We start from the raw sequence: 25,075 nt of genomic DNA, 5'->3' as shown, positions 1-25,075 counted from the left end.
CTCACAGCTCCGAGGACTTGGCCCACAGGTTGACGTCGACCGTGCCCGAGAGGGCGTCGATGCGGGCGAGCTGCTCGGAGGTGAACTCCGGGCCGTTCACCGCGGCGATGTTCTCATCGAGCTGAGAGACGCGCGACGCACCGATCAGCGCCGAGGCGACGACCGGGTTGCGCAGCGTCCACTGCAGGGCGAGCTGGGCGAGCGACTGCCGGCGCTCCTTCGCCACCTCGTTCAGGTCGCGCAGGGTCTGCACGGCCTCGTCGCTCAGACGCCCCTCGGGCAGCGAGCCGCGCTTCTGTGCACGATCGGCCGTGCCGTCGCCGAGGTACTTGTCGGTGAGCAGCCCCTGCGCGAGCGGCGTGAATGCGATCGCGCCGAGCCCGTTCTGCGTGAGGGTGTCGTCGAGGCCGTCCTCGACCCAGCGGTTGAGGATCGAGTACGCGGGCTGGTGGATGACGAGCGGGGTTCCCAGCTCCTTCGCGACGGCGACGGCCGCGGCCGTGCGCTCGGCGCTGTACGAGGAGATGCCGACGTAGAGCGCCTTGCCCTGGCGGACGAGGGTGTCGAGCGCCGCCACGGTCTCGGCGATCGGCGTCACGGGGTCGACGCGGTGCGAGTAGAAGATGTCGACGTAGTCGAGGCCCATGCGAGTGAGCGACTGCTCGGCGCTGGCCAGGATGTACTTGCGGCTCGCGAAGTCGCCGTAGGGCCCGGGCCACATGTCCCACCCGGCCTTCGACGAGATGATGAGCTCGTCGCGGTACGGGCGGAAGTCCTCGGCGAAGATGCGCCCGAAGTTCTTCTCGGCCGAGCCGTAGGGCGGGCCGTAGTTGTTGGCGAGGTCGAAGTGCGTGATGCCGCGGTCGAACGCGTGGCGCAGCAGTGCGCGCTGGTTGTCGAGCGGGATGTTGTCGCCGAAGTTCCACCACAGGCCGAGCGAGATCGGCGGGAGGTACAGGCCGGACGAGCCGACCTGGCGATAGGCGAACTCGCTGTAGCGGCCTTCGGCGGCGACGTACGGGCGGTGCAGTTCGGGAACGTTCGGGCTGAAGCGGGGGGAGTCGGTCACGGTGCCAGATTAGTCGTTGCGGCCTGCGCGGCGATCCTCTGGTAGTCATCCACCGTAAGATCCTCGCCCCGGGCGGTCGGCGCGACGCCGGCGGCGGTCAGGACCTCGGATGCCGCGGCCGAGCTGCCGAAGATCCCCGACAGTGCCTGTCGAAGCATCTTGCGGCGCTGGTTGAACGCGGCATCCACGATCTTGAACGTACGACGGCGCTCGTCCTCGCTCCCCCGCTCACCCTCGGAGCGGTCGAAGCCGACCAGCAGACTGTCGACGTTGGGCACCGGCCAGAAGACCTGGCGCGAGACGTTTCCGCTGAGCTTCCACTCGCCGTACCAGGCGGCCTTGACGCTCGGGGAACCGTAGATCTTCGACCCCGGCTTCGCGGCGAGACGCTCGGCGACCTCGGCCTGCACCATCACGACCCCGCGCTCCAGGTACGAGAAGTTCTCGAGGAAGTGCAGCAGCACCGGCACCGAGACGTTGTACGGGAGGTTGGCGACGAGCACCGTCGGCTCGCCGGGCAGCTCGGTGATGCGCAGAGCATCGGCGTCCACCACGGTCAGCATGCCCTCGGGCACGCCGCGCTCCGCGGCCGTCTGCGGCAGGCGGGCGGCGAGTCGGTGATCGATCTCGACGGCGGTGACCTTCGCCCCCGCTTCGAGGATCGCGAGCGTCAGCGACCCGAGGCCGGGTCCGACCTCGACGACGCGCTCCCCCGGCTGCACGCGGGCGGCGTGCACGATCTTGCGCACCGTGTTCGCGTCGACCACGAAGTTCTGGCCGAGCTTCTTGGTGGGGGTGACGTCGAGCTCGGCGGCGAGGCGGCGGATCTCGGTGGCGCCGAGCAGGGTGACGGTCATTGCTCCATTCTCCCCTACCGCGAGCGGTGTCCCCGGCTGCCAGTACTCTCGGTGAGTGCCCACCCTCGGAGAACTCGTCGCCCCGCGCCGCATGGGACGCGATTTCCGGTGGCTGCTGGCGTCATCGTGGACCAGCAACGTCGGCGACGGCGTCGCTCTCGCGGCCGCTCCCCTGCTGATCGCCTCGATGACCTCGTCGCCGATCCTCGTCGCCGCGGGAGCGATCCTGCAGTTCCTCCCGTGGCTGCTGTTCGGCCTGCACGCGGGAGCGATCGCCGACCGATTCGACCGGCGGCGACTGGTGATGCTCGCCAACGCCGCGCGCGCCGTCGTGCTCGCCGCCCTGTGCGTCTTCCTCCTCACCGGCACCGCCAACATCTGGATCGTGCTCGCAGTGGCCTTCCTGTACGGCACGGCCGAGGTCTTCGTCGACACCGCGGGCAGCACGCTGCTGCCGATGCTGGTGCAGCCCGCTGATCTCGGCATCGGCAACGCACGGCTCCAGGCGGGCTATCTCGTGGCCAACCAGTTCGCCGGCCCGCCGCTCGGCGCCTTCCTCTTCGCGGCGGGCAGCGCCTGGCCGTTCCTCGTCGAGATCGTCTGCGTGCTCGCGGCCGTCGTGCTGATCTCGCGCCTGGCCCGCACCCCGGTGCCCCCGCGCGCGAGCGCCGACGGCGGCGCCACCGCGCACCCTCCCGTGCACACCGACATCGTCGAGGGGTTGCGGTGGCTGTGGGGCAACCCTCCGGTGCGCATGCTGGTGCTCATCATCCTGCTCTTCAACGTCACCTGGGCCGCCCCCTGGGGTGTGCTCGTGCTCTACGCGACCGAGCACCTGCACATGGGCGCGGTGGGCTACGGAGCGCTCACCACCGCCTCGGCCGTCGGCGGCATTCTCGCGACGCTCAGCTTCGGGTGGCTGGAGCGGCACATCTCGTTCGCGACCCTCATGCGCATCGTGCTGACGCTCGAGGTGCTCATGCACCTGGCCTTCGCGCTCACCACCGTGGGGTGGGTGGCGCTCGTGATCATGTTCTTCTTCGGCGCCTACGCCTTCGTCTGGGGCACGATCTCGACCACCGTGCGCCAGCGGCTCGTGCCCGCCGAACTGCAGGGCCGCGTCGCCTCGGTGAACATGGTCGGCGTGTTCGGGGGCATGGTGATCGGCCAGGCACTCGGCGGCGTGATCGCCGAGATCTGGGGCCTCACGGCCCCGTGGTGGTTCGCCTTCGCCGGAGCGGCGCTGACCCTGCTGTTCGTCTGGAAACCGATCAGCGCGATCGTCAGCGCGAAACCGGTCTCACAGGACGACCCGGCTCAGGAGCCGAACGAGCCGTAGACACGCAGCGTGTTCGCGGCGATCCGCGCGCAGAGCTCATCGACCTCGAGATCGAGCTCGGCGGCCATGAAGCGCACCGTGATCGGCACGAGATACGGCGCGTTCGGCCGCCCGCGCAGCGGCACAGGGGTGAGGAACGGGGCATCCGTCTCGACCAGGATGCGGTCGAGCGGCGTGACCTTCAGCGCGTCGCGCAGGTTCTGCGCATTCTTGAACGTCACGTTGCCGGCGAACGACAGGTAGTACCCGGCGTCGGCGCAGACGCGGGCCATCGCGTCGTCTCCCGAGAAGCAGTGGAACACGGTCGTCTCGGGCGCCCCGACCCGCGTGAGCGTCTCGAGCACCGCATCGTGCGCATCGCGGTCGTGGATCTGCATCGCGATGCCGTGCTTCTTCGCGATCGCGATGTGCGCCTCGAATGAGGCGTGCTGCGGATCGCGACGCTCGGGCTCGGTGCGGAAGAAGTCGAGCCCGGTCTCGCCGACGGCCCGCGTGCGCGGGTGCGCCGCGAGCTCGTCGATCACCGCGATGGCCTCGTCGAGGCGCCCCTCGTCGGCGTAGGTGGGTGCGTCGTTCGGGTGGATCGCGACCGCGGCGAGCACGCGGGGATCGGATGCCGCGGCATCGACCGCCCAGCGCGACGACTCGATATCGCCCGAGGACTGCACGACGCCGGCGATCCCGACCGCCTGCGCCCGATCGAGCTGCTCGCCGAGCGACAGCGGCTCATCGCCGTCGACGATGTCGAGGTGCGCGTGGTTGTCGTACACCGGCACCGCGAGCGGCTCGGGAGCCGCCGGATACCGCAGATCCTTGCGCCCGTCGCCGTCCCGCTGCTGCACGTAGGTCATGGAATGACGCGGGCGCTCAGACCGCGGATTCCACGCGCGGGAACAGCGGCGCGAGACCGTTGACGCTCGTGCCCGGCTGAAGCTTGCCCCAGGCTCCCGCCTCGCGGATCGGCTGATCCTGCAGGCGCCCCAGGTCGTCTCCGGCGCCGAGTGCCTCCCACAGCTTCTCGGTCGACTGCGGCATCACCGGCGACAGCAGCACGGCGAGCGCGCGCAGACCCTCGGCGCACGTGTAGAGAACCGTGCCGAGCCGCTCGCGCTGCGCCTCGTCGCGCGCCAGCGCCCACGGCTCGTTCTCGGTGATGTACCCGTTGAGCGCGTCGACGATCTTCCAGATCGACGAGATCGCCTCGTCGATGCGGAACTGCTCGATCGCGGCATCCGCCTTCGTCGCGGCATCCGCCACGATCTGCTGGATCGCGAGATCCTTCTCGGTGTACGCGCCCGCGGGCGGCACGATCCCCTCGAAGTACTTCTCGATCATCGCGGTCGTGCGCGAGGCGAGGTTGCCGAAGCCGTTCGCGAGCTCGGCCTGATAGCGCGCCGCAAGGTCCTCCCACGAGAACGAGCCGTCCTGACCGAAGGCGATCGCGGAGAGGAAGTAGAAGCGGTACGCGTCGGAGCCGAAGACGTCGGTGATCTCGGTCGGCGCGATGCCGGTGAGCTTGGACTTCGACATCTTCTCGCCGCCGACCAGCAGCCAGCCGTGCGCGAAGACGCCCTTGGGCACCTCGACGCCCGCGGCCATCAGCATCGCCGGCCAGATGACGGCGTGGAAGCGCAGGATGTCCTTGCCGACCACGTGGTAGGCCGGCCAGCGCCGGTCGAACTCCGTCTGGGTCCCTGAGCCTGTCGAAGGGTCGCCGTATCCGACGGCGGTCGCGTAGTTGAGCAGCGCATCGACCCACACGTAGATGACGTGCGCGTCGTCCCACGGCACCTCGATGCCCCAGTCGAACGCCGACCGCGAGATCGACAGGTCCTTGAGACCCTGGCGCACGAACGAGACGACCTCGTTGCGCGCCGACTCCGGGCGGATGAAGTCGGGCTGCTCCTTGTAGAGCTCGAGCAGACGGTCCTGGAACTCGCTGAGCTTGAAGAAGTAGTTCTTCTCCTGCAGCAGCTCGAGGGGCTTGGAGTGGATCGCACAGACCTTCAGTCCCTCGAAGGGACCCGTGCCGTCGAGGATCTCGGACTCGGGCTTGAACTCCTCGCAGCCCACGCAGTAGAGCGCCTCGTACTCGCCGGCGTAGATGTAGCCGCGGTCGTAGATCGCCTGCACGAACTTCTTCACGCGCTCCTCATGACGCTCCTGCGTCGTGCGGATGAAGTCGTCGTTGGCGACGTCGAGCGTCTTGAGCAGCGGGAACCACGCCTCGGTGACGAGCTTGTCGACCCACTCCTGCGGGGTGACGTTGTTCGCCGCGGCCGCACGCAGCATCTTCTGGCCGTGCTCGTCGGTGCCCGTCAGCATCCAGGTGTCGTCGCCCGCCTGGCGGTGCCAGCGCGCGAGCGTGTCGACCGCCACCGAGGTGTACCCGTGACCGATGTGGGGCACATCGGAGGGGTAGTAGATGGGCGTGGTGATGTAGAACGATTCGCCTGCGGGCATGGAGTAATTCTAGGTGCCCGCAGGGCGACGTTACGCCGGTCCCACCGTCACGTCGACGCGGTGCCAGCCCTGGGCGCCGTCGGGTGCGGGAGCCGCGCGCTGGTCGGTCTGCGTGTCGCCGTCGGCACCGATCGCCCGGCACTCGATGCTGTGCTCACCGACCTGCGCCGACCACGGCATGCTCCACTGCACCCAGGTGTCGTCGGAGATCCCGGCCGCGAGGTCGGCAGCCTGCCACGACCCGCCGTCGACGCGCACCTCGACGCCCGCGACACCCGTGTGCGGAAACCAGGCCATGCCCGCGATCATCGTCTCCCCCGCAACGACCATCCGTCCGCCACGCGGCACGTCGATGCGCGACTGCAGCTTGATCGGGCCGTGGTCCGACCATCCGCGCGGGGTCCAATACCCCATCGCCCGGTCGAAGCGCGTGACCTCGAGCTCGGTCACCCACTTCGTCGCCGATACGTATCCGTAGAGCCCCGGCACCACCATCCGCGCGGGGAAGCCGTGCTCCAGGGGCAAGGGGGCGCCGTTCATACCGATCGCCAGGAGCGCATCGCGATCGTCGGTGAGCGCCTCGATCGGCGACGAGGCGGTGAACCCGTCCGCCGAGGTCGAGAGCACCATGTCGGCGTCGGACTGCACGCCGGCACGGGCGAGCAGTTCGCGCAGCGGATGGCCGAGCCAGCGGGCGTTGCCGATCAACGAGCCGCCCACCTCGTTCGACACGCACGAGAGCGTGACGTACGACTCGGTCATCGGCAGCGCCAGCAACTCGTCCCAGGTGACCACCACCTCACGATCGACCATCCCGTGGATGCGGAGCGTCCAGTCGGCGGGGTCCACGCGCGGGACCACGAGGGCGGTGTCGATCCGGTAGAACAGCTCGGTCGGCGTGATGACGGGGGCGAGGCCCGGCAGATCGAGCTCGGCACCGCTCGGCACCGCCGCCGCCGCGGTCGTCGGCTTCGGCAGCGTGAGAGCCTTCCGCACCGCCTCGAGGGATCGCGATGCCCCACGGGCCGCATTGCCGATCAGCAGGGAGATCACGCCCGCGGCCGCGACGCCGCCCGTCCACAGCAGGAAGCGGCGCCGATCGTCAGGGTCGGGCGCGGCGCCGACGATCGGACGGAGTCGGCGGATCAGCAGCCGCAGGACGAACGCCGAGATCCCGCCCGCGACGATTCCGGGCACCCACGCGTACGGGCCCGGGTTCGCTCGCGTCAGCGCCACCAGCACCGCCACCGCGCCCAGGACGCCGAACATCGTCGCCCCGAGGCCGGAGATGCGCCGTTCGACCACGCCGGCCAGAGCTGCGACCGCGGCGAGAACCACCCCGATACCCACCAGCAGGGCGACCTTGTCGGCTGTTCCGAAGAGCGCGATCGCCGTGTCCTTCGCCCAGGCCGGTGCGAGATCGATCAGACCGCCGCCGATGACCGCGAACGGACTCGCCTCCGGGGAGATGAGGGCGGCGACGAGTTCCGCGACGCCCACGCCGAGACCGGCGGCGGCGAGCCCGGCGGACGCCGCGCGGACGCGGTCACCTCGTGCCCGATCCTCACGGGCACGAGGCTCCCGATCATCGAGCGTCTGCGGCGTCGCCTGCGTCATCTCCCGATGGTACGCCGCCCCGGGCCCGCGGGACTCAGAGAGCGTTCCGGCGCGCGACCTCACCGAGCCATGCGAGCGAGGGCTTCGGGGTGCGCGCGAACGTCTCGTGATCGAAGGCGATCAACCCGAACGTCGGCGCGAAACCGCTCGCCCACTCGTAGTTGTCGAGCGCGCTCCAGTGCTGGTAGCCGCGCACCTCGATACCGTCGGAGATCGCCCGGTGCAGCCCCTCCAGCGCCCCCTGCGTGTAGGCGATGCGTCGGGTGTCGTCGGCGGTCGCGATGCCGTTCTCGGTCACGATCACCGGCACCCCTCCGCTGCGCTCCCAGGCGCTGCGCACGCCCAGCTCCAACGCCTCGGGGAAGAACTCCCACCCCGTGAGCGTCGTCTCGACGTCGGGCGATACCGGCAGTGGCCCTTCCGGACCGATGAAGGTGCGGGTGTACGCCTGCACGCCCACGAAGTCGTCGCCCGCGGACTGGTCGAGGTACCAGTGGTCGCGCGGGTCCCCGTACTGCGCGAGCATCTCGTCGGCGCCGGGCTCGCCGGTCGAGTGGAACGCCTGGGTCGCGATCGTCCACCCCGCTTGCGCGCCCGAAACCGTGTGCACGATCTCGGAAGCGCGGCGGTGGGCATCGAGCAGGGTGTCGGCGACCGCGAGATCGGGGTTCGGAAGGCCGTAGGCCACGAGGTTCGATGCGTCTTCACCGCCCGCGAGCATCGCCGCGATGTTCGGCTCGTTGATCGTGCACACGTACCGCACGCCGTCGAGGATCGGCAGCACGGTCTCGACGTAGCGCGAGAAGAGGTCGACCGCATCGTCGGCGCGCCAGAAGCCGTCGCGCTGGAACCACTCCGGCACCGTGAAGTGCATCAGCGTGACCGTCGGGTCGAGCCCGTTCTCGCGAGCGGTGTCGATCATGCGCCGGTAGTGGTCGAGCATCGCACGCGAGACGAACCCGCGCTCCGGCTCGATCCGCGCCCACTCCAGCGAGAACCGGTAGGAGTTCAGCCCGGCGTCGGCGAGCAGACGCATGTCCTCGGGATAACGGTGCAGGTGGTCGGCGGCGTCTCCCGATGGCTCCACCATCGGCGAGTCCGGCGCGTGCTCCATGCGCCACCAGTTGCTGGTCGTGTTGTTGCCTTCGACCTGGTGGGCGGCGGTCGCGGCGCCCCAGAGGAAGCCGTCGGGGAATGCGAGCACGGATGCTCCTTTCATGAGGGGTCTTGTGGGTCTCAGCGCGAGCGCGCGGGGTTGGGCACGGCATCGAGCAGCTCGACCGTGTACGGATCTTCGGGATGCTGCAGCACCTGCGAGGTCTCGCCGCGCTCGACGACCCGCCCGCGGTTGAGCACGAGGATGTTCTCGGTCACGAGGCGGGCGCTGAGCAGATCGTGCGTGATGTAGAGCATGCTGATGCCCCAGCGCTCGCGCAGATCCTCGAGCAGGGCGAGCACACCGGCCCGTAGCGAGACGTCGAGCATCGACACCGGCTCGTCGGCGATCAGCACCTGCGGATCGCTCGCGAGAGCCCGCGCGATCACGACGCGCTGGCGCTGACCGCCCGACAGCTGGTGCGGCAGCTTGGCCGCGAACTGCTCGACGGGGGTGAGCCCGACCGTCTCGAGCAGTTCGAGCACCCGGGCGCGCGCCTCCACCCCGCGCAGCGGCGTGTAGTTGCGGATCGGCCGGCTCAGCGCGTACTCGACGGTGTGCAGCGGGTTGAGCGCGGCGTACGGATCCTGGAAGACCATCTGCACGTCCTTGCGCAGATCGCGCAGACCCCGGCGCCGTAGCGACGCGACGTCGGTCTCGCCGAAGCGCACCGTGCCCGCGGTCGGCTTCTCGATGCCGGTGAGCAGCTTCGCGATCGTCGACTTGCCCGAGCCCGAGGCACCGACGAGTGCCAGGGCCTCCCCCGGCTCCAGCCGGAACGACACGTCGTCGACCGCCGTGACGGCATCCTGCCCGCGACGCGGAGCGGGGTAGCGCTTGCTCACGCCGTCGACGACGATCGCGGCATCCGCCCGTCGCGTGTCGCGCTGCGACACCGTCGGCAGCGTCTCGGTCACGTCGGTGCGCGTGCGCCCCTCGCGACGACGGGTACCGGCGTCCACGAACCCGGGGATCTCGATCGTCTTCGCGCGCGGATCGGCGTAGTGGCTGAGGAGCATGCGCGTGTATTCGTCCTGCGGGGAGTGCAGGATGTCGGCGCTCGCCGCGTCTTCGACGATGCGGCCCTCATGCATGACCATCACGCGGTCGGTGGCCTCGAGCACGATGCCGAGATCGTGGCTGATGAGGATCGCCGTGAATCCCTCCGCGCGCTGCAGGTCGCGGATCGTGTCCATCACGGCGTGCTGCACGAGCACGTCGAGCGCGGTCGTCGGCTCGTCGAACACCATCAGCTGCGGTTCGAGCGACAGGGCGAGGGCGATCGAGGCGCGCTGGCGCATCCCGCCCGACAGCTCGCCGGGATAACGCGCGAGCACGGCCGGGTCGAGCCCCACCTTCGCGACGAGCTCGCGCGCCCGGGCATCGCGGTCGTCGCGCGGCACGTGGCCGTGCGCGGCGAAGATGTCGTCGAAGTGGTGGCCGACGGTGCGCACCGGGTTCAGCGCGTTCATGCCCGACTGCAACACCATCGCGAACCCGCCCTGACGCTGACGGCGCAGCCCCTCGGCGTCGAGGTCGCGGATGTCCTTGCCGTCGAACAGGATCCGTCCCCCACTGATGCGCGCCGGAGGCTTCTGCAGCCGGGTCAACGCGAAGCCGAGCGTCGACTTGCCCGACCCGGACTCGCCGACCAACCCGACGAACTCGCCCTGCCTGAGCGTGAACGACACGTCGTGCACGGCCTGCACCGGTTCGGCGCCGGGAGAGGCGTACTCCACCGTCAACTGCTCGACGTCGAGGAGGATCGGTGTCTCGGTCGTCTCGGACACGGTCATGGCGGTCATCGCCCCTTCCCTTCCCGCAGGCGCGGGTTGGAGATTCCGTCCACGCCGAAGTTGATGAGTGTGAGGCTCAGCGCGAGCAGCGCGATGCACAGACCGGGGGCGAACAGCAGCAACCACTGGCCCGTGAGCAGGGAGTTGGAGTTCTGCGCCCAGTAGAGCATCGTGCCCCAGCTGACGATGCTCGAGTCGCCGAGCCCGAGGAACTCCAGACCCGCCTCCGCGAGGATCGCCGCCGTGGCCGCCCCGAAGAGCGTGCCGGCGATGATCGACGTCATGTTCGGCAGGATCTCGCGGAACACGATGCGTGCCGGACTGTCGCCCGAGAACTGCGCCGAGGCCACGAAGTCGTTGCCTCGCAGAGACTGCGTCTGGCTGCGCAGCACGCGCGCTCCCCACGCCCAACCGGTGATGACGATCACCGCGATGATCATCAGGATGCCGCCGTTCTGCAGGTAGGCGGCGATCACGATCATGAGGGGCAGGCCGGGGATCACCAGGAACAGGTTGACGACGAAGCCGACGACCTCGCCCGAGAACCCGCGCATGTAGCCCCAGCTGAGACCGATCAGCACGGCGACGATGGTCGAGAGGATGCCGGCGGCGAAGCCGACCAGCAGGCTGATCTGCGCGCCGTAGATCAGCTGGCTCAGCACGTCCTCTCCGGCCGCGGTGGTGCCCAGCCAGTGCGCGGCCGAGGCATCCGCATTGCGTTCGAAGCCGTTCTCCTTCGCTCCGTAGGGAGCGAGGAGCGGGGCGAACACGGCCACCAGCACGAAGAAGGCGAGCAGGCACAGCCCGATGCGGGCCTTGCCGTTCGACCACAGCGTGCCGACCATGCGGCCGACCGAGCGCCAGCGGCTCGGTTGCGCGATGCGAGCGGAGGGGATCTTGACGTTCATGGTGGAAGTCATCGGCGGGTCCTTGGATCCAGTACGCCGTACAGGATGTCGACGAGGAAGTTGGCGATGAGCACGCTCACGGTGATCATCAGGAAGAGCGCCTGCATGAGCGGGTAGTCCTGCCCGATCACGGCGTTGAAGAGCAGATACCCGATGCCGGGATAGCCGAACACCTGCTCGACGAGGATCGACCCGCCCACCACGCCGCCGAGCGTGAGCCCGAAACCGGTGAGGTTGGGGAGGATCGCGTTCCGCGCCGCGTACCGCACGGCGATCGTGCGCCCGTGGAGCCCGTTTGCCTCGGCGAAGGTGATGTAGTCCTCGCCGAGCGTGTTGATCATCGCGTTGCGCATGCCGATGATCCATCCGCCCAGCGACGTGAGCAGGATCGTCAGCGCGGGCAGCACCGCATGCCGGGCGAGATCGCCGATGAACTCGAGGGTGAACCCCGGGGTCGTCGTCGCCGAGTAGGCGCCGGTCGTCGGGAACCAGTGCAGCACGTACCCGAGGAAGAACAGCAGCAGCAGCGCCGTCCAGAAGTAGGGGAACGTGCTGAGGAACGAGCCCGTCAGCGTCGGCAGCGAGTCGAGCCAGGTGCCGCGGCGCCAAGCGGCCGCGACGCCGATGAGCGTACCGATCACGAACGCGAGGATCGTGACGATCCCGACGAGTCCGATCGTGTACGGCAGCGCGGTCGAGACCATGCTCGCCACCGACTGCGGATAGAAGGTGTACGAGACGCCGAAGTCGAGCGTCGCGACCTGACCGAGGTAGGCCACGTACTGGTCCCACAGCGATCCGCCCGGCACGCCGAGCTGGGCTTCGATGGCGGCCCGGGTCGCGTCGGACACCGGCCCGTTCTGCGAGAGCTTCGCGATCGCCGCGTCGGCGGGAGAGCCGGGCATGAGCCGCGGCAGGAAGAAGTTCAGGGTGATCGCGGCCCACAGCGTGAGCACGAACAGGCCGAGCTTCTGCAGGAGGTACTTCATCGGTCGTCCTCCTTCACGGGCTTGAGCTTCGTGAAGATCATGAGCGGCGCCGAGTCGTAGTTCTGCGGGATCATGTACGGGTCGTCCGCGCTCGGCCATCCGGTGAATTTGGCGTCGCTGAACAGACCCCAGATTCCGCCGTAGTAGAGGCCGATCACGGGCATCTCGTCGTAGACGATGTTCTGCAGCTCGCGCACGATCTCGGCCTGCCGGTCGGGGTCGACCGTCTCGCGGTACTCGAGCAGCAGGGCATCCGCCTCGTCCGAGCGGTAGCGCTCGAAGTTGTTCGCGGTCGGCTCCCCGGAGGGCACGTAGAACTCGCTCGAGAGCAGGTTGTTGTAGGCCTGGTAGGCGTCGCCGTTGCCCATGCCGCCGATCGCCATCTCGAAGTCGCCGTTGCTGATGGCGCTCTGATACCCGGCCGGCTGCGGCAGCTTCAGCGTGACCTTCACGCCCACGGCGGCGAGCTGGCTCTGCACGCTCTGGGCCGCGCGGGTCCAGTCGGTGAAGCCGTTCGCGGTCGTGAGCGCGAACTCGAGCTGCGCCCCATCGGGGCCCACGAGACGATCGCCGTCGAGCGTGTACCCGGCCTCCTCGAACGCCGCGAGCGCGGCATCCGTGTCCTGCGTGATCATGCCGGAGTCGGGGATCGACGGGTCGAGGTACTCCTCCTGGTTGGGCAGGATGAGGCCGGTCTGGCCGGCGGGCTCCATGTATCCCTCGGATGCCGTCTCGGCGATCTCCTCGCGGTCGAGCGAGAGGGCGATGCCGCGCCGCACGTTGACGTCGTCGAAGGGCGCGGCCTCGAGGTTCGGCATCAGGGCGATCACCCCACCCGGCGGGAACCACCAGGAGTTGTGCTCGCTCGCCGCGCCCCACGTGCCCTCCACGTCGGAGATGAAGGCGTAGGCCCAGTCGTATCCGCGGCTGACGGTGTCGAGCTGGTTGTTCGTGGCGGGCAGGACGATGTGCTCGATCTCGATCGAGTCGGCCTGCCAGTAGTCGGGGTTGCGATCCATCGAGTACTGCTGGTCGTTGTAGTTCCCGAGCACGAAGGGCCCGGTGCCGACCGGCTCCTCGTTGCGATAGGTGCCCGGGTCCTCGACGTCTGACCAGAGGTGCTCGGGCACGATCATCGTGAGGCCGATGATCGACAGCGACGGGGCGTCCTCGCTCAGCAGGTGGAAGACGACGTCGTTCCCCTGCGTCTCGACGCTCTCGATGTGCTGCCAGGCGCCCTTGATGTCGAGCGTGGGCTCGTCCTTCAGCAGCTGGAACGTGAACGCGACGTCATCCGGGGTGAGCGGCTCGCCGTCGCTCCACTCGACGCCGTCGCGGATCGTCATGACGATCGTCTTCGCGTCGGGCTGCGACCACTCGGTCGCCAGCCACGGGTTCAGTTCGCCGTCGAGCGGGTTCACCAGGATGAGCGGCTCGTAGATCCAGCGCGACGCCGTGCGCGTGTTCGTCAGGTACGGGTTGAAGTTCCGGGTGAAGAACGGGTTTCCGTGGTCGGCGTTGATGAGCATCGTGTCGTCGCCGATCGTGGGATCGGGCTGGGATGTGATCTGGATGCTGCATCCACTCAGCGCCACGGCCGCCGCCGCGAGCGCGACCACCGCCGTCCTGCGCCAGCGTCGGAGCATGTGCGTCTTCGCCACGCGTCCACCTCATGTCGTCGTCGTCATGGAGGGACCCGGTGGCCCCTCGAGTAGCTACTGTAAGCGCATACATTTTGAGAATGCAAGGGGTTGACACGATCACGACGCCGTGTGCGCAGGGGTCAGGAGGGGCGCTGAGAGCTCTCCCGGAGCAGGATCTGCAGGGGCAGGCGCACGACCGCGGGCGGGGCATCCGGATGCTCCAACCGACGCGCGAGCACCTGCACGGCCGCGCGTCCGAGGTCGATCATCGGCTGCCGGATAGTCGTCAGCGCGGGCCGCGAGAGCGCCGCCGCCTCGATGCCGTCGAAACCGGTCACGAGCACGTCCTCCGGCACCCGCAACCCGGCGTCGCGGAGCACGTCGATCGCGCCCAGAGCCATCTGGTCGTTGGCCGCGATGAGGGCATCCGGGGCTCCCCCGGCCAGCAGCTCGCCCGTCGCGATACGTCCGGACTCCCGGGTGAAGTCGCCGCGCACCACGGTCACGGCATCCGCCCCGATGCCCGCGTCGCGCACGGCACGCGAGAATCCTTCCCACCGCTGCCCACCGTCCGGCGAGTCCTCGGGGCCTGCGAGGAAGGCCACCCGCGCGCCCTCCGGCACCTGCGCGAGCACGTGCCGGGTGAGCTCGCCCATCGCCTCGGCGTTGCTCACCGTCACGTGGTCGTAGTCGTCGCCGCGCGGCGGACCCGAGAGCACGACGACGGGGATGCGCCGCGAGAGGCGCGCGAGAACGGCGTCGGGCACGCTCCGCGCGAGCACCACGAGTCCGTCGACGCGACCCGCCATGTCGCGCACCGTCGAGCGGTCGGGGTCGTCACGGCCCACTCCGATCATGAGCACGAAGCCCCGCTTCCACGCCTCGAGCTCGGCCCCGCGCAGCACCTCGTCGAGGAAGAGCGACGTCGGGTGCACCTCGCCGTCATCGTGCGCCAGGGTGAACGGAGGGACGGATGCCGGGTCCTCCACGAAGACGTCGAGGTCCGGGGCCTCCTCGGCCGCGTCGAACCCCGGGAAGTACAGTCCCAGCACCCCGGTGCGCCGCTCGGCGAGCCCGCGCGCACTGCCGCTGGGCACGTAGCCGAGTTCGGAGACCGCCTCGTGAACCCGTTCGCGCGTCGCCGGGCGGACGGCATCCGGCGAGCGCAGCACCCGGGAGACCGTGGCGATCGAGACGCCGGCGTGCGCGGCGACGTCGTAGACGGTCACGGACCTGCTCACGATGTGTTGCTCCGTCCTGGGGATTCGTGCCCCTGCGCCGGGGCGTCAGGCCAGGGTACCCGGCGAGGTGCGCCGGAACGGCTATGCTCTCATCTGCACATCGCGCAGCAGATGTGCAGATCGCAGAGTTGTCCGGGGGGACTTCGTGACCGACGTACAGGTGTTCTACGACCAATTGCACGAAGTGGCGACGGATCTCGCCGATGCAGCGTTCGACCTGCAGACGGATGCCTCGAATCTCGCGGTCGACGACTCCGGGGTCGCTGCGCCGATCGGTCGTTATGAGCTGAGATCGGCACTCTCCCGTCAGATCGACGTGCTTCGCGATGCGACACTCGCCCATCAGGAGGCGAGCGCGGCGCTGCGAACGACGATGACGAACATCACCGACCGCTACTCCGACCTCGACGTCGAGCTCACGGGTCAGGAACAGCCATGAGTCTCACTTCGCCGAACCGCGGGTATCCGCTCGAGAAGATCGATGGCGACGTGGGCACGATGTCGCGTTGGGTGGATCAGTTCGACGTTTCCGCCGAGCACTTGAGTTCTCTCCGTTCGGCGGCGGCGCGCGCGACCGGCATCGCCGGTGTCGGGAAGGCGGTGTCCGGGGCGCGCGACGACGCCACCGAGATCCTGTCGGTGATCGGTCCCGATGTCGCGCTCGCGCAGTCGCTTGCGGAGGTCCTGAGCACATATGCCCGAGCGCATGACGAGCATGCACAGAAGGCGAACGCTCTGATCGAGCAGATCGAGACCGCACACGCCGAATGGGAGACACTCGGGCGTGCAGCTGACAGCGCTGGTCGAGGGGCACTGGCAGCCTCTCGGGTCGACGATTCGAAGGCACTTCAGAAGGCAGAGGACGAGGCTGCCGACTGCATCGAGGCGCGGGATCGATCCGAAGAGGAGCTGAACGAACTCTGGGCCGAGTACGAACGGCATTTCGCGGCGTGGGACGAAGCCTACGACGCCGCGGTTCGCGCTCTGGTCGGCGCCGACAGCGTGCTGGTGACGGTCGAGGCGAGGGATTTCCTCGACGCACTCCTCGGGGCCTCGACGCCGGAGGACGTCCTCGCCCTCTGGATGTCCCGTCCGGACCTGCAGGACGAGATCTTGAGTGCTCATCCGGAGATCATCGGCGCCCTGGACGGCATCCCCGCCTCGGTCCGAGTCGCCGCCAACCGCCTCAACGTGCCGGATTGGATCGCTGCGGCGGAAGCGGACCTCGCCGTTGCGGGGATCTCCGACGAACGAGCCGCTTTCCTGCGCAGCGAGATCGCCTATCTGAAACAGGTACTGAACGACGACAACCCGGTGCAGCTCTATCTCTACGATCGGGAGTCGTCGCGCATCGTGGAGATGATCGGCACACCGACGCCCGAGACGCAGCGGGTGATCACGTACGTACCCGGCACCTTCACGAGTCTCGGCGACTTCTACAGCGGCGGTGTGCAACAGGTCGCCCGTTACCTCGCGGACCAGGTGCCCGGAACGGTGGCCTTCGTGTACAAGGACGGGCTGTTCCCCGGGGAGAACGCGGAAGTCGGCGGAATGAACATGCTGCGCATCGGAGAGGCGAACGATCCCGATCGCGCGGCAGCGGCGGGACAGCAGCTCGCTCGATTCGAGGCCGGCATGCGATCCGATCCCCTCCTCGGGTCCGCGGAACAGAACGCCATCGGACACAGTTGGGGACTCGCGAACGTGACGAGTTCCGAGGTCGCCGGCGCGCAGTACGACAAGGTGATCTCCCTCTCCGGCGCAGGCATGCTCGAGGAGTGGAAGCCAGACCGGAACACGAGTTACACCGACCTCTCCTACCACGACCTGCTGCAGACCGGGCAGGACATGGGCGTGGTCTGGGGCGGGAACACACCGCGCGAACACCCGGCATTCGACCACGGGGACTTTTACGTAGGACCGGACGATGACCGGCTGGCCGACTCGGCGTCGGTGTCGTCGAGCGGATACCCAGGGGTGTATGTTCCGATCGACGACGTCGGGATCCTGATCGACAACCACAATCTGGTCGCCAGTGACAGCGACGACAACAAGAAGGCTCTGATCGACATGACTGCGCTGGTGAACCAATGAGATCGCGTGTGCGAAGTATCGCTGTAGTCGGAGTGGTCTTCTTCATGGTGGTGCTGACGGGGTGCGTGCCGGGGACGCATGACCGGAATGAGGAGAACAGCGTGACGTTGGAAACGGCGAAAGCAGATGCACAGGCCATGGAGCTCGAGATCGCCTCGACGATCCCCGCGGGATCGGTTGTCGATGTGGTGCAGAAACCGAAGGGCGTGCTGCTGTCATGCGACAAGACGCAGCACAGCTGGAACGGATCGACGACGGTGACTCTCTCGGCCGAATCCGATGCGGAACTCCTCATCAGAAATCTCGAGACGCGTATGACATCCGACGAGCGCTTCGAGTCGCGGAACTGGGTCGGCCCGACGGGGGCCTTCAACGTTCAGCTGATGTCGCCCACCACCGCTGCCAATTACATCGTCAGCGCGGCTGACGAGCGAACGATCGTCATCAACTCGGGTTCGGAATGCTTCACGTTGCCGGACGACGTGTACCCGGGGGGCACCTTCTGACTCAGCGGCTCTTCCGCACCGCGGTCAGCGCACCGTACGGGCGCTCGCTAGGCCCATCGCGCCGACGAATGAACCGGAGGAAAGCCTCTGCAGGGCTGCTGGCGGCGCTCGCCCTGGCCGCTTGCGTCAGTTGCAGCCCCGAGCTACCGGTGGAAGGGCGTGACCACCGTCACAGTGGCCCCCGGCACCGACATCGACGAGGTAGTGCGCGCCATCGAACACACGTTCACCGACGACCCTCGTTTCGAGATCAGTACGAGGACGGATGGCGGCGGCGCTTACGAATTGCATCTCACCTCGCCGTCATCGGCCGAAGGCTACCTCGTCGGCGAGCTCGGTGAAGACACGATCCAGATCGATGGCGGTTCGGCCTGCTTCATCCTGCCGGACGACGTCTACCCCGGCGGAACCTTCTAGATCAACGGGGTTTTCCGAATCAGCCGCGACGGCGAACCGCGGTCAGTGCACCGTGCGAGCGGGTGCTCGCCTCACCGGGGAATCGATCGCGGCGCTCGGCGGACGCCACGGTGAAGCCGACGTCGGCGAGCATCTCGCCGAGCGTGTCGGCCGACCAGAAATAGGCCATGGCGATCTGATGCGCGAACGGCTCGCGCGCCGGCCCGTCGAAGTAGCCGATCAGCAGGCTCCCGCCGGGACGGAGCGCCCGCGCGAACTCCGCCAGCACGGCGGGCACCTCGACGGGCGGGGTGTGGATCAGCGAGTACCAGGCGAGGATGCCGCCGAGCGAGGCGTCCGCTGCGGGGATATCCCGGAACGACCCGACCGCGAACGTCGTGTCCGGGAAGCGCGCCCTGGCCGAGGCGACGAACGCCTCGGTGACGTCGAGGCCCCATGCGTCGCGTGGGTGGCCATCGCCACCCTCGCCGAGGAACCGTGTCCAGATCCCCGGCCCGCTGCCGGCATCCAGCAGCGTTCCCGTGGTGGAGTCGCGCCAGGCCCCGATGGTCGCGCGATCCGCGGCATCCAGCTGCTCGATGTCACCCAGCACGCGCACGTACTCTTCGGCGCGCACGGAGTACGCCGCGGCGATCTCCGCGTCCGACCCCACCGCATCCGACATTCGGTCGGCTAGCCCTTCTTCGCGGCGAGCGCCGCCTGGTACAGATCGCGCGACGACAGCCCCGTGAGCCCGGAGACCTCGGAGGCGGCATCCTTCAGGCGGATGCCGTCGGCGACGAGCCGCTGCACCTGCGCGAGCGCGTCCTCGGGCGAGGCATCGCGACGCGGCGCCCCCTCGACGACCACGACGATCTCGCCCTTCACGCCGCCCTCGGCCCACGCGACGAGGTCGGCGGCGGTTCCCCGACGCACCTCCTCGTAGAACTTGGTGAGTTCGCGGCAGACCGCGATGCGCCGGTCGTCGCCGAAGGCCGCACCCATGTCGGCGAGCGTCGAGGCGAGACGGGCCGGCGACTCGAAGAACACCATCGTGCGCGGTTCGGAGGCGAGTGCCCGCAGCGTGGTGCGGCGCTCGGCGGGCTTGCGGGGCAGGAACCCCTCGAACGTGAACCGGTCGGTTGGCAGACCCGAGATTGCGAGGGCCATCAGCGGCGCGCTCGGCCCGGGGATCGCGGTGACCGTGACGCCCTGGGCGACCGCCTCGGCGACGAGCCCGTAACCGGGGTCGCTCACCGTCGGCATGCCCGCATCGCTCATCACGACGACGTCGGTCTCGATCGCGAGGGTCGCGAGCTCGGCGGCCTTCTGCTTCTCGTTGTGATCGTGCAGGGCGATCAGGCGCGGTCGGTTGGCGATCTCGAGCGCCTTCAGCAGCTTCTGCGTGGTGCGCGTGTCCTCCGCCACGACGACCTCCGCGTTCTCGAGCACCTCGATGAGGCGGCGAGAGGCGTCGCCGAGATTTCCGATCGGGGTCGCAGCGAGGATGATCACCCGCCCAGCCTAGGCTGTACCCGTGACTTCGCCCGAGCCCGCTCCTCCCCTGTCGGAGCACCTGCCCGCACACGCGGAGCGCACGACCTGGTGGGGGCGAACCCGCGCCCGCCTGCTGCTCGATCCGGAGTGGAACAGCATCCTGAAGTGGCTCGCGCCGTTCACCGTGACCCTGCTCGCCGCGTTCCTGCGACTGGTGAACGTCGGGCATCCGCACGAGCTCGCCTTCGACGAGACGTATTACGTCAAGGACGCCTGGTCGCTGTGGACGCTCGGGTACGAGGGCACCTGGGGCGAGAACGCGAACGAGGCGTTCGTCGCGAACCAGGATCTCCCCCTGTCGGAGAAGGGCTCGTTCATCGTCCACCCGCCGCTCGGCAAGTGGCTGATCGCCCTGGGCATGGCCGCCGGCGGACCCGACGACAGCCTGGGCTGGCGTCTCGCCACCGGCATCCTCGGCACCGCCTCGGTTCTGGTGGTCTACCTGATCGCACGTGTGCTGACCGGATCGACCGTCGTCGCGACCGTCGCCGGGTTCCTGCTCGCGATCGACGGCCTGAGCATCGTGCTCAGCCGCATCGCCCTGCTCGACGGCCCGCTGACCTTCTTCGTGCTGCTCGGCGTCCTCTTCGTGCTGCTCGACCGGCGCCGCACGATCCCGCTGCTCGAACGCGGCGATCCCGACAGACCCGAGCCGCTGTGGGGTCCGATCCTGTGGCGGCGCCCCTGGCTGATCGCGGCGGGCGTCGCCCTCGGCGCCGCCTCCGCCGTGAAGTGGTCGGGCCTGTACGCGCTCGCGGGCTTCGGCCTGTACGTCGTCGTGACGGATGCCCTCGCACGGCGCCGCGCGGGCGTCGTCGTCTGGCCGTCCGATGCGGTCTTCCGGCAGGGTCCGGTCTCTTTCGTGCTGCTGGTCTTCCCCGCGCTCGCGACCTACCTCGTCAGCTGGACCGGATGGCTGGTCACCGCGGGAGGGTACGACCGGCAGAGCGACCCGAATCCGCTGATCGCGCTGTGGAACTACCACCAGTCCATGCTCGGGTTCCACGTCGGGCTCACCCGCGGGCACCCGTACGCGAGTCCCGCCTGGGAGTGGCCGTTCCTCCTGCGCCCCACCGCGGTGTGGGTCGACAGCGACCCCGGACCCTGCGGCACCGACCACTGCATCGCGGTGATCTCCTCGATCCCGAACCCGCTGATCTGGTACGCCGGCGTCGCGGCATCCGTCTACCTGCTCTACCGGCTCGTGCGCGGCTGGGTGCTCCGGCAGCCGGTCGGCGCCGAGATCGGCATCCCGCTCGTCGGCCTCGCGGTGACGTACGTGCCGTGGCTGATGTTCCCCGAGCGCACGATCTTCCAGTTCTACACGGTCGTCATGATGCCGTTCCTCGTGATCGCGCTCGCGCTGACCCTGCGCACGATCGCCGGTCGACGCGACGATCCGCTGCACCGACGGCAGTCCGGCGAGCGCACCGTGATCGTCTTCCTCGTATTCGCCGTGCTGGCGTCGATCTTCTTCCTGCCGTCCTGGGTCGGCCTGAGCGTGCCGTACCCGTTCTGGCTCGTGCACAACTGGTTGCCCGGCTGGGTGTGACCCCGAGGGATCGGATCAGCGCCTGCCCGCCAGGCGCGCGACGACCCAGAGCGCGAGCGTCAGCCCGGCCGTGAGCAGCAGTTGCGTGCGGGCCGCGGCATCGAACGCCGCGAGCACGACGACGCCGGCGATCAGGGCGACGCACAGCCACGACAGCCAGGGGAAGCCCCACATGCGGATCGGCAGCTCCGCGCCCATGCGCTCGGCGCGGCGACGCAGGATGATCTGCGACACCGCGACGGCCGCCCACGTCACGAGCAGAGTCGAGCCGACCACGTTCAACAGCACCGGGAGCACGACGTCGGGGAACGCCCAGTTCAGCCCGACGGCCACGAAGCCGAAGACGACCGAGGCGACGACAGCGATCCGGGGAACCCCCTTCACGGTGGTGCGCGTGAGCGCGCGCGGCGCGAGTCCGCGCTCCCCCAGGGAGAACACCATGCGCGAGGCGCCGTAGATGTTGGCGTTCATGGCCGACAGCAGCGCGACCACGACGATGATCGACATCACCAGGTCGACGCCGGGAAGGCGCAGGGTGGCGAGCACCGCCGAGAACGGCCCGTCGAGCACTGCCGGGGTGTTCCACGGCAGCACGGCGACGATCACGAAGATCGAGCCGAGGTAGAACACGAGGATGCGCACGAGCACCTGGCGCACGATCCGGCGGATGCTGCGGCCGGGATCAGCCGATTCCGCCGCGGCGATCGCGACGAGCTCGGTGCCGCCGAACGCGAAGACGACGATGAGCAGGGCCGCGGCGATGCCGGCGGCGCCGTTCGGGGCGAAGCCGCCCTCGTCGAAGAGATGCGCGATGCCGGTTGCCGGCACCCCGGGGAACAGCCCGAGGATCGCGCAGACGCCGATCACGAGGAACACGATGATCGCGGTCACCTTGATCGCCGCGAACCAGAACTCGAACCGTCCGTAGCCGCTCACCGCGAAGAGGTTGATGGCGGTGAACGCGGCGACGAACAGCAGCACCCACACCCAAGCGGGCACGGCCGGCACCCACCCCGCGACGATCCCCGCGGCGCCCGTCGCCTCGGCGGCGATCACGACCACGAGCTGGATCCAGTACATCCACCCGACCGCGCTGCCGGCGCTGCGCCCCATCGCATCCTGCGCGTACGAGCTGAAGGCGCCGGAACTGGGGCGCGCGGCCACCATCTCGGCGAGCATCGCCATCACCAGCACGACGATGGAACCCGCCACGAGGTACGAGACCAGCACCGCGGGACCGGCCAGACCGATCGCCTGCCCCGAGCCGACGAAGAGACCGGCGCCGATCGCGCTGCCGAGCCCCATCATCGAGATCTGACGGCGCGTCAGCCCCGGCTTCAACGAGGTCGACGCGGTGGAGGGGGTGGCGTGGGCGGAGTCGGTCACCGCGCCACCCTAGACGGCGACCCTCTCGCGCGACAATTCGTGGGGCTCGCTCACCGGCAGCAGGCACACGAAGCCACGGCAGTCGTAGGCCACGCCCTCCGTGCCCGAGCGCCCGGCGAAGAGCTCGAACCCGGCCGCGGCGAACGCCTCGGCCTGTGTCGGAGACACGACGCCGACCACGTCGGCATCCGCACGGCGGGCGGCGACGGCGAGTGAGCCCGCCGGATCGTCGGTGACCACCACGATCTGCCGCGGTGGATCGACGAGCCCGGCCGCGACGCGCAGCAGGCTGCCGTGCGCGAACGGTTGGGACAGGGCGGATGCCGCGTACGCGTGCACCACGGAGGCGGCGGCCTCGCGATACCGTTCCCCCGCCCCGAGGCGCCAGGCGGTCAGCGCGGCCTGGGCCAGTGCCGCGGTGCCGGACGGAAGGTCACCGTCGGTCTGATCGGGCGACGAGGCGATCCCCTGCGCGCTCAGCAGCGGATCGCCGGCGATGCCGTCGAGGGCGAGATCGACGATGCCCTGCGCGGCGATCGCCCACTCCGCCTCCCCCGTGGCGAGAGCCAGCTCGAAGAGACCGTCGGCGAGGAGACCGAGATCGGAAGGGGTCGCGACGGCCGTCGATGACACACCGTCGAGCGACGCGCGCACGAGGGCACCGCTCGCATCGCGGTTGGTGGTGAGCACGGCATCCGCGGCCCGCCGGGCGGCGTCGACCCACGATGCCTCGCCCAGAGCGGCACCTGCTCGGGCGAGCGCGCCGATCGCGAGGCCGTTCCAGCCCGTGATCACCTTGCCGTCGACGGCCGGGGGCTCGACACCGCGGCGCCCGGCGGCATCCCGGAGGTAATAACCGCCCTCGCTGCGCTCGCCGTCGATCCACGACTCGGAGTCCTGGGCGGCTCCGAACCCGCCGCCCTCCCGCCCGAGGACGTCGATGAGGAAGCCGGCGACCCCGCGCACGGTGGGCTCGTCGCCGTCGTCCAGCGCGACGTCCAGCAGTTGCGCGTTGTCGGTGAGCATCCGCTCGTAGTGCGGCACCGTCCAGTCGCGCTGCGTCGCATAGCGGAAGAACCCGCCCTCGACGTCGTCGCGCAGATCGCTCGCGGCCATCGCGGCGAGCGCCCGCCTCCCCGCCTCCGTCGCCGCCACGTTCTCACGACGCACGAGCGGCGCCTGCAGGAACCGCAGCACCGTCGCGACGGGGAACTTCGGCGCTCCCCCGAAACCGCCGTGCTGCGGGTCCTCGCGGTCGGCGATCGCCGAAGCCGCGCCCGCGAGCGCCGCGGCATCGGGCAGGTCCGAGGGCGTCGTCTCGGCGGCGCGCGCGAGCGCCTCGATCACGGCATCCGCCGACTCCTCGGCCTGCGCCCGGCGCTGCGTCCACCCCTCCTGCACCGCCGCGAGCACCTCGCGGAATGAGGGCATCGGCGGGCGGGACGCCGGCGGCCAGTAGGTGCCCGCGAAGAACGTGCGCCCACGCGGGGTCGCGAAGACGGTGAGCGGCCAGCCGAGGTTCTGGGTGAAGGCGGATGCCGCGGCCATGTACGCCCCGTCGACCTCGGGATGCTCCTCGCGATCGACCTTCACCGCCACGAAGTCGCGGTTCACGATCGACGCCGTCTCGGGATCGGCGAAGGACTCGCGCGCCATCACGTGGCACCAGTGGCACGTGGAGTACCCGATCGAGATCATCAGCGGCACATCGCGGCGCTGCGCCTCGGCGAACGCCTCCTCACCCCACGGATACCAGTCGACGGGGTTCTCGGCGTGCGCGCGGAGGTAGGGGCTGAGCGTGTCGGCGAGCCGGTTGGTCATGCCCTCACGCTACGCGCCCTGCGCAGCGGCGTCTCCGGGACGGCGTCAGATCGCGAGAGCGGCGAGGGGCTGCGAGGCCGCGTAGTTCACGAGCGGCAGTGCGCGCTCGGCGGCGAGGTCGATGCGCGAGCGCAGCACGTCGGAGTTGATCTCGTAGCCGTCGAAGTCGGTGTTGCTCGCGTACACGCCGATCGGCAGCGTGAGCGCCTGGAAGAACGCGAACAGCGGGCGCAGCTGGTGCTCGATGATGAGGGCGTGGCGCTCGCCGCCGCCCGTCGCCGCCAACAGCACCGGCTTGCCGACGAGCTCGTACTGGCCCACGAAGTCGAACAGGTGCTTGAAGAGTCCCGTGAACGACGCACGGTAGACGGGGCTGCCGACGATCAGCAGATCGGCCTGCTCGATCGCGACGAGCTTCTCCTCGACCCGCGCCGGCAGCTGATCGCGGCTCAGCGCGCCCGCGAGGTCGGGTCCGATGTCGGTGAGCTCGATGACCTCGACCTCGACCGGCGTGCGCTCGGCCACGGCGGCGGCGATCGCGCGGATGAGGGCGGTCGTCTTGCTGGGCTCGTGGAGCGACCCGGACACGGCGACGACGCGGTAGGGAGCTGTCATGTCCTCGACGGTACCCACGAAGACGCCCCGTGTCGCGGGGCGGCGACACGGGGCGTCATCTGTGGATTCC

General features: G+C 69.3%; 22 protein-coding genes. 6 read left to right on the top strand and 16 right to left on the bottom strand.

All coding sequences use genetic code 11. From position 1 onward, the window contains the following. Position 1: 1 nt before the first annotated feature. Together ACIQTT_RS15875 and rsmA are read right to left on the bottom strand one after the other, a co-directional pair. Positions 2-1,069 (bottom strand): aldo/keto reductase, encoded by a 1,068-nt coding sequence (locus ACIQTT_RS15875; protein WP_402792195.1) that lies wholly within the window; start codon positions 1,067-1,069, stop codon positions 2-4. Next, entirely contained in the window at positions 1,066-1,926 is an 861-nt protein-coding gene (gene rsmA / locus ACIQTT_RS15870; RefSeq protein ID WP_402792192.1) for a 16S rRNA (adenine(1518)-N(6)/adenine(1519)-N(6))-dimethyltransferase RsmA, read from the bottom strand. Before rsmA ends, ACIQTT_RS15875 begins: the two co-directional genes overlap by 4 nt. Positions 1,927-1,981: 55 nt before the next feature. Between rsmA and ACIQTT_RS15865 the strand changes: the two genes are divergently transcribed. Beyond that, positions 1,982-3,265 carry an MFS transporter gene (locus tag ACIQTT_RS15865; RefSeq protein ID WP_402792189.1) on the top strand — a complete coding sequence of 428 codons (1,284 nt, stop codon included), beginning with the start codon at positions 1,982-1,984 and terminating at the stop codon, positions 3,263-3,265. Here ACIQTT_RS15865 and ACIQTT_RS15860 read toward each other — a convergent pair. The 9 genes from ACIQTT_RS15860 to ACIQTT_RS15820 form a co-directional block, all read right to left on the bottom strand. After that, entirely contained in the window at positions 3,244-4,116 is an 873-nt protein-coding gene (locus tag ACIQTT_RS15860; RefSeq protein WP_402792186.1) for a TatD family hydrolase, read from the bottom strand. The genes ACIQTT_RS15865 and ACIQTT_RS15860 overlap by 22 nt on opposite strands. Positions 4,117-4,132: 16 nt before the next feature. Then, positions 4,133-5,728 carry a methionine--tRNA ligase gene (metG, locus tag ACIQTT_RS15855; protein ID WP_402792183.1) on the bottom strand — a complete coding sequence of 532 codons (1,596 nt, stop codon included), beginning with the start codon at positions 5,726-5,728 and terminating at the stop codon, positions 4,133-4,135. A gap of 30 nt (positions 5,729-5,758) precedes the next feature. Next, positions 5,759-7,345 carry a molybdopterin-dependent oxidoreductase gene (locus tag ACIQTT_RS15850; RefSeq protein WP_402792180.1) on the bottom strand — a complete coding sequence of 529 codons (1,587 nt, stop codon included), beginning with the start codon at positions 7,343-7,345 and terminating at the stop codon, positions 5,759-5,761. A 34-nt stretch (positions 7,346-7,379) separates the two neighbouring features. Then, positions 7,380-8,549, bottom strand: a complete 1,170-nt coding sequence (locus tag ACIQTT_RS15845) for a glycoside hydrolase family 1 protein (protein ID WP_402792177.1) — start codon at positions 8,547-8,549, stop codon at positions 7,380-7,382. A gap of 32 nt (positions 8,550-8,581) precedes the next feature. Then, positions 8,582-10,306: an ABC transporter ATP-binding protein gene (locus ACIQTT_RS15840; protein WP_402792174.1), complete on the bottom strand. Its 1,725-nt coding sequence runs from the start codon at positions 10,304-10,306 to the stop codon at positions 8,582-8,584. Continuing rightward, on the bottom strand, positions 10,303-11,217 hold the full coding sequence (locus tag ACIQTT_RS15835; protein WP_402792172.1) for an ABC transporter permease: 915 nt from the start codon (positions 11,215-11,217) through the stop codon (positions 10,303-10,305). Before ACIQTT_RS15835 ends, ACIQTT_RS15840 begins: the two co-directional genes overlap by 4 nt. Continuing rightward, positions 11,214-12,194 carry an ABC transporter permease gene (locus ACIQTT_RS15830; protein ID WP_247634278.1) on the bottom strand — a complete coding sequence of 327 codons (981 nt, stop codon included), beginning with the start codon at positions 12,192-12,194 and terminating at the stop codon, positions 11,214-11,216. Before ACIQTT_RS15830 ends, ACIQTT_RS15835 begins: the two co-directional genes overlap by 4 nt. Further along, positions 12,191-13,855 carry an ABC transporter substrate-binding protein gene (locus tag ACIQTT_RS15825; protein WP_402792169.1) on the bottom strand — a complete coding sequence of 555 codons (1,665 nt, stop codon included), beginning with the start codon at positions 13,853-13,855 and terminating at the stop codon, positions 12,191-12,193. Before ACIQTT_RS15825 ends, ACIQTT_RS15830 begins: the two co-directional genes overlap by 4 nt. A 122-nt stretch (positions 13,856-13,977) precedes the next feature. Then, positions 13,978-15,078 (bottom strand): LacI family DNA-binding transcriptional regulator, encoded by a 1,101-nt coding sequence (locus tag ACIQTT_RS15820; RefSeq protein ID WP_402792167.1) that lies wholly within the window; start codon positions 15,076-15,078, stop codon positions 13,978-13,980. A 145-nt stretch (positions 15,079-15,223) separates the two neighbouring features. Between ACIQTT_RS15820 and ACIQTT_RS15815 the strand changes: the two genes are divergently transcribed. From ACIQTT_RS15815 to ACIQTT_RS15800, 4 genes are all read left to right on the top strand, one after another. After that, complete coding sequence (locus ACIQTT_RS15815; RefSeq protein WP_402792165.1) at positions 15,224-15,517, top strand: hypothetical protein; 294 nt, start codon at positions 15,224-15,226, stop codon at positions 15,515-15,517. Positions 15,518-15,588: 71 nt separating this feature from the next. Next, positions 15,589-17,172 carry a hypothetical protein gene (locus tag ACIQTT_RS15810; protein WP_402792163.1) on the top strand — a complete coding sequence of 528 codons (1,584 nt, stop codon included), beginning with the start codon at positions 15,589-15,591 and terminating at the stop codon, positions 17,170-17,172. A gap of 44 nt (positions 17,173-17,216) precedes the next feature. Further along, a complete protein-coding gene (locus tag ACIQTT_RS15805) occupies positions 17,217-17,678 on the top strand; it encodes a hypothetical protein (protein WP_402792161.1) in 462 nt (153 codons plus the stop codon). Between the two features lie 159 nt (positions 17,679-17,837). After that, complete coding sequence (locus ACIQTT_RS15800; protein ID WP_402792158.1) at positions 17,838-18,095, top strand: hypothetical protein; 258 nt, start codon at positions 17,838-17,840, stop codon at positions 18,093-18,095. A gap of 19 nt (positions 18,096-18,114) precedes the next feature. On the opposite strand, the gene ACIQTT_RS15795 is transcribed toward ACIQTT_RS15800, so the two are convergent. Next, positions 18,115-18,759 carry a class I SAM-dependent methyltransferase gene (locus ACIQTT_RS15795; protein ID WP_402792155.1) on the bottom strand — a complete coding sequence of 215 codons (645 nt, stop codon included), beginning with the start codon at positions 18,757-18,759 and terminating at the stop codon, positions 18,115-18,117. 8 nt (positions 18,760-18,767) lie between these two features. Next, a complete protein-coding gene (gene rsmI / locus ACIQTT_RS15790; protein ID WP_402792152.1) occupies positions 18,768-19,589 on the bottom strand; it encodes a 16S rRNA (cytidine(1402)-2'-O)-methyltransferase in 822 nt (273 codons plus the stop codon). Between the two features lie 22 nt (positions 19,590-19,611). On the opposite strand from rsmI, the gene ACIQTT_RS15785 reads away from it, so the two are divergent. Then, complete coding sequence (locus tag ACIQTT_RS15785; RefSeq protein WP_402792150.1) at positions 19,612-21,183, top strand: dolichyl-phosphate-mannose--protein mannosyltransferase; 1,572 nt, start codon at positions 19,612-19,614, stop codon at positions 21,181-21,183. 15 nt (positions 21,184-21,198) lie between these two features. Here ACIQTT_RS15785 and ACIQTT_RS15780 read toward each other — a convergent pair whose 3' ends face one another. From ACIQTT_RS15780 to msuE, 3 genes are read right to left on the bottom strand one after another with little or no spacing between them, the layout of a single operon-like run. Beyond that, a complete protein-coding gene (locus ACIQTT_RS15780; protein WP_402792148.1) occupies positions 21,199-22,569 on the bottom strand; it encodes an amino acid permease in 1,371 nt (456 codons plus the stop codon). A 9-nt stretch (positions 22,570-22,578) separates the two neighbouring features. Continuing rightward, positions 22,579-24,390 carry a thioredoxin domain-containing protein gene (locus tag ACIQTT_RS15775; RefSeq protein WP_402792146.1) on the bottom strand — a complete coding sequence of 604 codons (1,812 nt, stop codon included), beginning with the start codon at positions 24,388-24,390 and terminating at the stop codon, positions 22,579-22,581. Between the two features lie 45 nt (positions 24,391-24,435). Further along, positions 24,436-25,005 (bottom strand): FMN reductase, encoded by a 570-nt coding sequence (gene msuE, locus ACIQTT_RS15770; protein ID WP_402792143.1) that lies wholly within the window; start codon positions 25,003-25,005, stop codon positions 24,436-24,438. Positions 25,006-25,075 lie beyond the last annotated feature (70 nt).

This window comes from Microbacterium sp. NPDC090225 (assembly GCF_044772365.1).
Lineage (GTDB): Bacteria > Actinomycetota > Actinomycetes > Actinomycetales > Microbacteriaceae > Microbacterium.
Note: the sequence above shows the minus strand (reverse complement) of the source record. Positions and strands in the feature narration are given on the sequence as shown.

Bases quoted from the DNA above. Each gene is read 5' to 3' on its own strand.
- ACIQTT_RS15840 (WP_402792174.1), bottom strand. From the start codon at position 10,306: ATGACCGCCATGACCGTGTCCGAGACGACCGAGACACCGATCCTCCTC.
- ACIQTT_RS15775 (WP_402792146.1), bottom strand. From the start codon at position 24,390: ATGACCAACCGGCTCGCCGACACGCTCAGCCCCTACCTCCGCGCGCAC.
- ACIQTT_RS15805 (WP_402792161.1), top strand. From the start codon at position 17,217: ATGGTGGTGCTGACGGGGTGCGTGCCGGGGACGCATGACCGGAATGAG.
- ACIQTT_RS15835 (WP_402792172.1), bottom strand. From the start codon at position 11,217: ATGACTTCCACCATGAACGTCAAGATCCCCTCCGCTCGCATCGCGCAA.
- ACIQTT_RS15795 (WP_402792155.1), bottom strand. From the start codon at position 18,759: ATGTCGGATGCGGTGGGGTCGGACGCGGAGATCGCCGCGGCGTACTCC.
- msuE (WP_402792143.1), bottom strand. From the start codon at position 25,005: ATGACAGCTCCCTACCGCGTCGTCGCCGTGTCCGGGTCGCTCCACGAG.
- ACIQTT_RS15830 (WP_247634278.1), bottom strand. From the start codon at position 12,194: ATGAAGTACCTCCTGCAGAAGCTCGGCCTGTTCGTGCTCACGCTGTGG.
- rsmA (WP_402792192.1), bottom strand. From the start codon at position 1,926: ATGACCGTCACCCTGCTCGGCGCCACCGAGATCCGCCGCCTCGCCGCC.
- ACIQTT_RS15850 (WP_402792180.1), bottom strand. From the start codon at position 7,345: ATGACGCAGGCGACGCCGCAGACGCTCGATGATCGGGAGCCTCGTGCC.
- ACIQTT_RS15860 (WP_402792186.1), bottom strand. From the start codon at position 4,116: ATGACCTACGTGCAGCAGCGGGACGGCGACGGGCGCAAGGATCTGCGG.
- metG (WP_402792183.1), bottom strand. From the start codon at position 5,728: ATGCCCGCAGGCGAATCGTTCTACATCACCACGCCCATCTACTACCCC.